At 68.4% G+C, this 8,652-nt stretch carries 10 protein-coding genes, 1 tRNA gene and 1 pseudogene; 9 read left to right on the top strand and 3 right to left on the bottom strand.

Annotation, left to right across the window (positions count from 1 at the left end):
• Positions 1-353: pseudogene (locus V6M45_RS03565) on the top strand (hypothetical protein); the annotation flags it as partial.
• 64 nt (positions 354-417) lie between these two features.
• Here the strand turns inward: V6M45_RS03565 and lipB are convergent.
• Positions 418-1,134 carry a lipoyl(octanoyl) transferase LipB gene (gene lipB, locus V6M45_RS03560; protein ID WP_332654047.1) on the bottom strand — a complete coding sequence of 239 codons (717 nt, stop codon included), beginning with the start codon at positions 1,132-1,134 and terminating at the stop codon, positions 418-420.
• Positions 1,135-1,209: 75 nt separating this feature from the next.
• On the opposite strand from lipB, the gene V6M45_RS03555 reads away from it, so the two are divergent.
• The 6 genes from V6M45_RS03555 (at position 1,210) to V6M45_RS03530 (ending at position 6,151) form a co-directional block, all read left to right on the top strand.
• Positions 1,210-1,461: a FliM/FliN family flagellar motor switch protein gene (locus tag V6M45_RS03555; RefSeq protein WP_298744034.1), complete on the top strand. Its 252-nt coding sequence runs from the start codon at positions 1,210-1,212 to the stop codon at positions 1,459-1,461.
• A 71-nt stretch (positions 1,462-1,532) separates the two neighbouring features.
• A complete protein-coding gene (locus tag V6M45_RS03550; RefSeq protein WP_332654044.1) occupies positions 1,533-1,904 on the top strand; it encodes a four helix bundle protein in 372 nt (123 codons plus the stop codon).
• Positions 1,905-2,004: 100 nt separating this feature from the next.
• Positions 2,005-2,091: transfer RNA gene (locus V6M45_RS03545), tRNA-Leu, on the top strand.
• Between the two features lie 64 nt (positions 2,092-2,155).
• Entirely contained in the window at positions 2,156-3,565 is a 1,410-nt protein-coding gene (gene mgtE, locus V6M45_RS03540) for a magnesium transporter (protein WP_442880530.1), read from the top strand.
• Positions 3,566-3,638: 73 nt separating this feature from the next.
• Positions 3,639-4,949: a lysozyme gene (locus tag V6M45_RS03535; RefSeq protein WP_332654041.1), complete on the top strand. Its 1,311-nt coding sequence runs from the start codon at positions 3,639-3,641 to the stop codon at positions 4,947-4,949.
• A 38-nt stretch (positions 4,950-4,987) separates the two neighbouring features.
• Positions 4,988-6,151, top strand: coding sequence for an isovaleryl-CoA dehydrogenase (locus tag V6M45_RS03530; protein WP_332654040.1), 1,164 nt, complete (start codon positions 4,988-4,990; stop codon positions 6,149-6,151).
• Here V6M45_RS03530 and V6M45_RS03525 read toward each other — a convergent pair.
• Entirely contained in the window at positions 6,137-6,661 is a 525-nt protein-coding gene (locus tag V6M45_RS03525; RefSeq protein WP_332654039.1) for a DUF3617 domain-containing protein, read from the bottom strand. The genes V6M45_RS03530 and V6M45_RS03525 overlap by 15 nt on opposite strands.
• Positions 6,662-6,780: 119 nt before the next feature.
• Between V6M45_RS03525 and V6M45_RS03520 the strand changes: the two genes are divergently transcribed.
• Both V6M45_RS03520 and V6M45_RS03515 read left to right on the top strand, forming a co-directional pair.
• Positions 6,781-6,966, top strand: a complete 186-nt coding sequence (locus V6M45_RS03520) for a DUF3008 family protein (protein ID WP_332654038.1) — start codon at positions 6,781-6,783, stop codon at positions 6,964-6,966.
• 102 nt (positions 6,967-7,068) lie between these two features.
• Positions 7,069-7,752, top strand: a complete 684-nt coding sequence (locus V6M45_RS03515) for an exopolysaccharide biosynthesis protein (protein ID WP_332654036.1) — start codon at positions 7,069-7,071, stop codon at positions 7,750-7,752.
• Positions 7,753-7,807: 55 nt separating this feature from the next.
• Here the strand turns inward: V6M45_RS03515 and V6M45_RS03510 are convergent, their stop codons facing one another.
• Complete coding sequence (locus V6M45_RS03510) at positions 7,808-8,638, bottom strand: flagellin (protein ID WP_332654034.1); 831 nt, start codon at positions 8,636-8,638, stop codon at positions 7,808-7,810.
• Positions 8,639-8,652: the final 14 nt, after the last annotated feature.

The following is an 8,652-nucleotide window of genomic DNA, read 5'->3' as shown; positions in this document are numbered from 1 at the left end:
GGGCTCGCGGAGAAGCGCTGACCGGTCAGGCGCGCGGCGCCGCCGTCAGCGCGGCCTCGAGCGCCTGGGGCGCGGCCCAGGGCGCGGCCGGCTCGGTCGACGGTTCGGCCTCCGGCGTGCTGGAAGGCTCGGCCGAGGCGGGACAGGGCGGCGTCACGGGCGCGGCCAATGGGTCGGGCTCCGGCGCCGCGTCGGCCGAATCCCGCCGTGAAGAGCGCGGCGACCGTCGGGCGCGCCGCGATCGTCGCGTCGACGCCGACGCCTCGGCCAACGGCTCGGCCTCGGCCGACCGGAACGGCGCCTCGGTCAGCGCCGGGGCCAGCGCGAACGGCTCGGCGCGACCGCGCAGCTGATCGCCGTCGAAACCCGAACAACGCCCCGTCGGCCTGCGCCGGCGTGGCGTTTTCGCGCCCGACCTCAGGCGGGCGGCGCGGCCCCGACGACCGCCCCGAACACGCGCCGGAAGCTGGTCCTCAGCGCCTCGTCCGCCTCGTCCATCGTGGCCGGAACGCCGAGGTCGACCAGGCTGGTGACGCCGTGTTCGGCGATGCCGCAGGGCACGATGCCGCTGAAATGGGTCAGGTCGGGCTCCACGTTCAGGCTGATCCCATGGAAGCTGACCCATTTGCGGACCTTGACGCCGATGGCGGCGATCTTGTCCTCGCGGGACCAGCCCGGCCCCTTGCGTTCGACCCAGACGCCGACCCGGCCGTCGCGCACGTCGGCGGGGACGCCGAACTCGCCGAGGGCGCCGATGATCCACTGCTCCAGACCGCGCACGAAGGCGCGCACATCCTTGCCGCGACGGTTCAGGTCCAGCATCACATAGGCCACCCGCTGGCCGGGGCCGTGATAGGTGAACTGGCCCCCGCGGCCGGTGCGGTGGACGGGGAATCGGCCGGCGTCCAGCAGGTCGGCGTCCTTCGACGAAACCCCGGCCGTGTACAGGGGCGGATGCTCCAGCAGCCAGACCAGCTCGGGCGCCTCGCCGGCGGCGATCGCGGCCGCCCGCGCCTCCATGGCCGCGACCGCAACCGGGTAGTCGACGAGGCCCGGAGAGACCGCCCATTCGACCGGGGCGGCGTCGGCGCGGATCAGCTTCGATACGGCTGTGCTTAAGGACTGGGAAAGCATGTCGCCTCCAATGTGGGGGTTGGGAGCGCCATGCAACACCAACCCGCCCAGTTCCAGTCAGCGTCAGAGTCCCCCATGAGCCAGATCGAAGCCGTCGATGTCGAGATCTCGGTCGTGCTGGGGCGTTCTGTTCTGCCGATGAGCCAGCTCCTGCGCATGGGCCGCGGGGCGGTGATCCCGCTCGACGCCTCGGAAACCGACGAGGTCTGGATCCTCGCCAACAACCACCCGGTCGCCCGCGGCGAGATCGAGATCCGCGAGGACCGCATCGCCATCACCGTGACCCGGGCGGCGGACGTGTACGACTTCATGGCGGGGGCGGCGTAGGCGAGCAGTAGGCAGTAGGCAGTAGGCAGTAGGCAGTAGGCAGTAGGAGTATCGCGGAAACGGAGGCTCCTGTGGAGGTGCGCAGCTACCGGGACTTGCTGGTCTGGCAGCGCGCGATGGATCTCGCCGAGGCGACCTACATCCTCAGCCGAAACTACCCCCGTGACGAACTCTTCGGGTTGACCTCCCAGAGCCGAAGAGCCGCGGCCTCCATCGCTGCGAACATCGCCGAAGGATATGGCAGGTCAACCAAGGCGGCCTATCTGAACTTCCTGCGGATTGCCCAAGGCTCCTTGAAGGAGCTGGAGACCCACCTGATCCTGGCCGAAAGGATCGGCGCGACGCCTGCGGGCTCAGTCGATCGGTTGTTGAGCGACGCGGATGAGCTCGGCCGCATGCTTCATGGCCTCATTACCAAGCTGCAGAGCCATTCCGGCCGCTGACTTACCCTTTTTCCTACTGCCTACTGCCTACTGCCTAATCCCTCGCCAACCCCTCTTCCCTTCCGCGCAGCTCTCCGCTATCAGCCCCCCTCCGATGCGAGCGGTCGTGGCGGAATTGGTAGACGCGCAGCGTTGAGGTCGCTGTTCCCTAACCGGAGTGGAAGTTCGAGTCTTCTCGACCGCACCATCGAAACTACAGGGCGAATCTCGGCTGGAATCGAGCTGACATAAAAGCAGGGAGGCCGAGCGTGATCACCACCGCAACCGCCCCCCTGCCGCCCTCTCCCGCCGACGACATCGAGAACGACGCGCTCGACGAGGACTATGTCCTGACGGCCGCCTTTGTCGAAAAGGTCGTCGACGCATCCGATTCCGGCGACGGGATTCGCCTCCGCGCCCTGCTGGAAGACCTCCACCCGGCCGATGTCGCCGACCTGATGGGCTTCCTGACCGCCGAGCACCGCGCCGTCGTGGTGCTGTGGCTGCCCGCGGACCTGCTGGCCGACACCCTGCCCGAGCTGGACGACAGCATCCGCGAGGAGGTGCTGGAGCGGGTTCCGCACCTGACCCTGGCCGAGGCGCTGCAGGAGCTCGATTCCGACGACGCCGCCGCCGTGGTCGAGGACCTCGAGGACGACCAGCGCGAGCGCGTGCTGGCGGCCATGCCCGACGTCGACCGCGCCGCGATCGAGAGCTCGCTGGGTTACGCCGAGGACTCCGCCGGCCGCCTGATGCAGCGCGAAGTCATGGCCGCGCCGCAGTTCTGGAACGTCGGCGACACCATCGACCACGTCCGCAAACAGGGCGAGGACCTGCCGGAGCTGTTCTTCGACATCTATGTCGTCGATCCGCTGAACCGGCCGGTCGGCAGCGTGCCGGTCAGCGGCCTCCTGCGCGCGCCGCGCTCGGTGGCCCTGGCCGACATCATGGAGCCGGTCAACGAGATCACCGTCGACCAGGACCAGGAAGAGGTCGCCTACATCTTCGAGAAATACCACCTGATCTCGGCCCCCGTCACCGACTCCGCCGGGCGGCTGGTGGGGCAGATCACGGTCGACGACATCGTCAACATCATCCAGGAGGAGAACCGCGAGGACATCCTCCGTCTCGCCGGCGTGTCCGACGAGGACCGGGGCTCTTCGGTGGCCGAGATCGTGCGCGGCCGGGTGCCGTGGCTGGCCATCAACCTCGCCACGGCGGTGCTGAGCGCCGTGGTCATCTCGTGGTTCAAGGTTACGGTCGAGGAGATCGTGGCGCTCGTCATCCTGCTGCCGATCGTCTCGGCCATCGGCGGCAACGCCGGCACCCAGTCGATGACCGTCACGGTGCGGGCGCTGGCGACCCGCGAACTGAACAGCTCCAACGCCCCGCGCACCTTCCGCCGCGAATTCGTGGTCGGCCTGGCCAACGGCCTGGTGCTGGCGCCGCTGATCGGCGCCGCGGCGGGCCTGTGGTTCCGGGACTGGCAGATCGGGGCGGTGATCGCGGCGGCCATGGTGCTGAACCTGCTGGTCGCCGCGACCGTCGGCATGCTGACCCCCCTGACCCTGTCGCGCCTGAAGTTCGACCCGGCCGTTTCGTCGGCGGTGTTCGTGACGGCGACCACCGACTTCTTCGGCTTCCTGATCTTCCTCGGTCTGGCCACGATCGTGCTGCTCTGATCCTCTGGACCGGCCCAGGGTTTGCTGGTTCTCCCGTTGAGCGAGCGTTTCCGTCTCGATTTGGGTCAATCCGGTGTCCGACGCGACCACCCCACGTCTGAAGGTCTCCCGCGAGGGAGTCGTCCTCATCAAGAGCTTTGAGGGCTTCCGACCGCGCGCCGTGCGGGACGGGGACGGCCGCTGGGTGATCGGCTACGGGCACAGGGCTTCCGCCCGCGAGGGCCTGAGCGTCAGTGAGGCCGACGCGGAACTGCTGCTGCAGTACGACCTGCTGCCGGTGGCGAAGGCCCTGAATCAGCAGGTCACCGCCCCGCTCAACCAGCACCAGTTCGACGCCCTGGCCAGTTTCGCCATTTCCGTGGGCGTCGAACGCTTCCTGGCTTCCGATGTCCTGCAACGGCTGAACGACGGCCATGCGGTCGAGGCGGCGGACGCCCTGATCGGCTGGCCCGAGGCGACGGCGGACGCCCGCCTGCGCCGCCGGTTCGCCGAGCGGGCGTTGTTCGTGGCCGATCCGGCGACGCCAATGCATCTCGCCGGACTTCTGGTCTCCCCCCTGCCGTCGCTGGACGAACAACCCGCGGACGCGCGGAAGGAGACGCCGGCCGACGCGAGGGCGGCAGCGGTCGCCACCCTTCTCGGCGAAGGCCCGCCCGAGACTGTCGAACCCGCCAGCCTCCCCGTGGAGGAGACGCCAGGGCCAGGTCCCGCCGAGCCCGAGCCGGCGCAGTTCGAGGCGCCCGCGCCAGCCACCATCCACCTGCAGCGGTATTCACCCTATGCCGCCACGATCGTTGGACCCCTGCCCGGTTTCCCCACCGTCGCAGCCGACTCCGAGGACGCCGTTGAGCCGGACGCCGGGGTCGCTGGCGCTCCGTCACGCGAAGAGACTTCGGGGGCCGGCGCTTCCCCCGACCTGCCCGCACCGGCGCCCGCCGATCCGGCGACTGCGCTGAACGGGCCCGCGCCGGACATCTCGCCATTTCCGTCGGCGGACCCCCTGGCGTTGACCCCGGCGACAGAGGCCGATTTCGCCGAAGCTGATCGCCCCGTCTGGAACCCCGGGCAGGGCGCCGGACCCGCGGCGCACGACGACGGGACCACCCTGTTCGAGGAAGAACCGACGGCGCCGGTTCTGCGCCACGAAGCCGCGCCGACCGCGCCGCGGCGATTCGACTGGAGCGTGACCGGCGCCTGGATGATCATGGGGCTGACCGGGCTGGCCGCCTGCGCCGCCGCCGCCGCCGCCTTCCGCAAGGCCCTGGTCGATGACGCCCAGTTGAACGACTACACGGTGATCGGCGCGGTGCTGGCCGTGATCGGCGTCATCTGCGTCAGCGTTTCCTCGTGGAATCTGTATGTGCAGTGGGGACGCCGGGACTGACTTTGCCAGCCGCGCAGCGCAGTGCTACGCCCGCCGCCATGAGCATTCCCAACGCCCCCCAATCCATGGAATTCGGCCTCGGCGACACCGCCGACATGATCCGTGAGACCACCGCCCGCTGGGCCGCCGACCGCCTCGCGCCCCTGGCCGCCGAGATCGACGAAAAGAACGAGTTCCGCCGCGAGCTGTGGCCCGAGATGGGCGAACTCGGCCTGCACGGAATCACGGTCGAGGAAGAGTACGGCGGCCTCGGCCTCGGCTACCTCGAGCATGTGGTGGCGATGGAAGAGGTGTCGCGCGCTTCGGCCTCGATCGGCCTGTCCTACGGGGCTCACTCCAACCTCTGCGTCAACCAGATCCGTCGCTGGGGCACCGAGGAGCAGAAGCGGAAATACCTGCCGAAGCTGATCTCGGGCGAACACGTCGGCTCCCTCGCCATGTCGGAGGCCGGCTCGGGCTCTGACGTGATGTCGATGCGGACCCAGGCGCGCAAGACGGGCGACCGCTACGTCCTGAACGGCACCAAATTCTGGATCACCAATGCGCCCTCGGCCGACACCCTCGTCGTCTACGCCCGCACCGGAGAAGGCAACGGCGGCGTCACCGCCTTCCTGATCGAGCGCGGCATGAAGGGCTTCAGCGTCTCGAAGAAGCTCGACAAGATGGGCATGCGCGGCTCGGACACGGCGGAACTGGTGTTCGAGGACTGCGAGGTCCCGGAAGAGAACGTCATGGGACCGGTCGGCGGCGGCGCCGGGGTGCTGATGAGCGGTCTGGACTACGAGCGCGCCGTGCTGGCGGCGGGACCGCTGGGCATCATGCAGGCGGCGCTGGACGTCGTCCTGCCGTACGTCCGCGAACGCAAACAGTTCGGCAAGGCGATCGGCAGCTTCCAGCTGATGCAGGCCAAGGTGGCCGACATGTACGTGGCCCTCAACTCCGCCCGGGCCTATGTCTACGCCGTCGCCCGCGCCTGCGACGCCGGCAAGACGACCCGCTACGATGCGGCGGGAGCCATCCTGCTGGCCTCGGAGAACGCGGTGAAGGTCAGCCTCGAGGCCGTGCAGGCGCTGGGCGGCGCCGGCTATACGAAGGAGTGGCCGGTCGAACGGCTGGTCCGCGACGCCAAGCTCTACGACATCGGCGCCGGAACCAACGAAATCCGGCGCTTCCTGATCGGGCGGGAGCTACTGGGCAGCTGAATCCGCCGGGCAGTCTCCCAGCCGGACGGCGTTCATCACCATGGTGACCTCGGCCATCGACGGGCTCGGAGCCGGGGTCATCGAGCTCTTGACCTCCATTGTGTAGTTGCGCGTGTAGTCGCCCGTGACCCGGGTGTCCGTGACGGTGCGGACGCCGTCGCCGGAGGTGCAGACCATGTGGCCCACCATGGCGTCGCCCTCGCGGCGGAACGACTGCTGATCGCAGGTCATGCCGGGTGACTGCGGCGGGACCGGGCCGGTCGGAGCCTCGAATTTGGCTTCACGGATGCAGGTTTCGACGGAGGGGGCCTCCATCCCGGCGGGCATTCCGCTCATCTGGGTCGTGACGCGCCACAGGCCGGGCGTCGGACCGGCCGGCATGTCGGTCCCGACCGACGTCCCCGTAGCGGTCGCCTTCGCCGCCTTGTCGGCCGGCGCACCGTCTCCGCCCTGGCCGCAGGCCGCGAGGGAAAGCGCCGCAATTCCGGAAGCCAGTGTGATGATGCGCATGTCGATCCTCCACCCAAGGCCCGATCCCTAGCACATTTGACGGACTGGCAGAACGACGTCCGACGCGGGAACCGGGTGGACAGGCTCGCGGTTCGTCAGCGAGCAGAGGAGACGCGATCATGCCCGCCAAATCCGCCGCCCAGCAGAAGGCCGCCGGAGCCGCCCTGTCCGCCAAGCGTGGCGACACGCCGAAATCGAAGCTGAAGGGGGCCTCGAAATCCATGGCCGAGTCGATGACCGAGAAGCAGCTTGAGGAATTCGCCCACACCAGTCGCAAGGGAAAGCCGGAGCACGTCCGCAACTGAAGCGCCGGAGACGGCTGACTGAAACGGATGGATGTTTGTTAAGTGGCGCGGCGCGACGGTCACGCCTAGATCGGAGAACCCCGTCGCGCGAGTCCCGCATCGATGCCCGACTACGACTATCAGAGCGACACCCGGTCCTTCTCGCAGGTGCTGGAGGAGATCGGAGAGAAGAGCGATCCCAAATTGTATCTCGGCGAGCTCGTCAACGCCTTCGGCGAGCGGGGCTTCGGCGCGCTGATGCTGATGTTCGGCCTGATGAACATCGCCATAGGAATCATCCCCGGTACGACAACGATTCTGGGCGCCCCGCTGCTGCTGATGGGCCTGCAGCTGGCGACCCGGACGGACCAGTTGTGGCTGCCCAAATGGGCGCTGAAGCGCCGGATCGAACGCGCCGCCTACCGCACGGGCATCGAGAGCATCCTGCCGCGGGTCCGGCGAATGGAGCGGCTGTCGAGGGCCCGCCTCCCGGCGCTGACCAGCGAACTGTCCGAGGTGCTGATCGGGTTGGCGACCATGTTGCTGGCGATCATCCTGATGCTGCCGATCTGGGGCGGCAACCTGATCCCGGCCCTGATCATCTCGACCTTCGGCTTCGGCCTGATGCAGCGGGACGGGCTGGCGATACTGATCGCCTGGTGCGCTATCGGCCTGCTCTGCCTCGGGGGCCTGTTCATCTGGCTGGCCTGGACCTGGGTGTCGCCCTATCTGCTTCCGGTCTGGGAGTGGGTGCAGGCCCTGCCGTCGGAGGCGTGGAGCTGGCTGACGGGCCTCTTCGGGGGCTGAACGCACGAGACGCCGGAGGGCGAACCCCCCGGCGCCTGCGAGAACCGGATAACAGTCAGCTGCGGAACAGCGACATGATGAGTTGCGGCGTCTGGTTGGCGATGCCCAGCGCCTGAACTCCCAACTGCTGCTTGGTCTGCAGAGCCTGGAGCCTGGCGCTTTCCTTCGCCAGATCGGCGTCGACCAGGTTGCCCACTCCCGCCTCCAGCGCATCCGTCAACTTGCCGACGAAGGTGATGTGGGTCGAGAGCGCCTTCGACTTGGTGCCCAGCCGCGCGAGCGCGCCCGAGACCAGATCGATGGAGTCCGTGACGTCGGTCAGAGCCGTCGCCGCGTCAGACTGGGTAGCGATCGCCTGCGCCGCCGTGATCGTGACGTTCGCGCTGCCCAGAGCCATGATCTCCGCGCCGACCGTCAAGGTCGACGTGCCTTGCGCATTGGCCAGGGCCTGGAATCCCGTCGCTCCCGTCTTCAGCAGGTTGACCCCGTTGAATTCGGCATTGGCGGTGACAGAGGCGATCTGGTCGCGAAGGGCGACGAAATCTTCGTTCAGGGCGGCGCGGGCCGTGGTCGTGAGCGACGCGTCAGTAGCCGCGAGTGCCTTCTCCTTCATCTGCAGCAAGAGGTCAGAGACCGTCTCGCCCGCCGCAAGCGCCACATCGACCGCGGCGACGCCACGATCGAGAGACTGTTTCACTGCGCTCAGCGCCCCGATTTCGGCGCGTTGCCCCTGGGCGATCGCCCAGATGGCCCCGTTGTCCTTGGCGGTCGCGACAGACTTGCCGGTACTGATCCGGTTCTGCGTGACCGACAACTGGGCGTTGGTCGCATTGAGGTTCTGGAGCGCCACTTGAGCGCCCACGTTGGTGTTGACCGACATAACCATCGGCGTTCCTTCCA

The sequence above is a fragment of the Brevundimonas sp. genome (assembly GCF_036676055.1).
GTDB lineage: Bacteria > Pseudomonadota > Alphaproteobacteria > Caulobacterales > Caulobacteraceae > Brevundimonas.
This window is presented reverse-complemented; position numbering and strand designations above follow the sequence as displayed.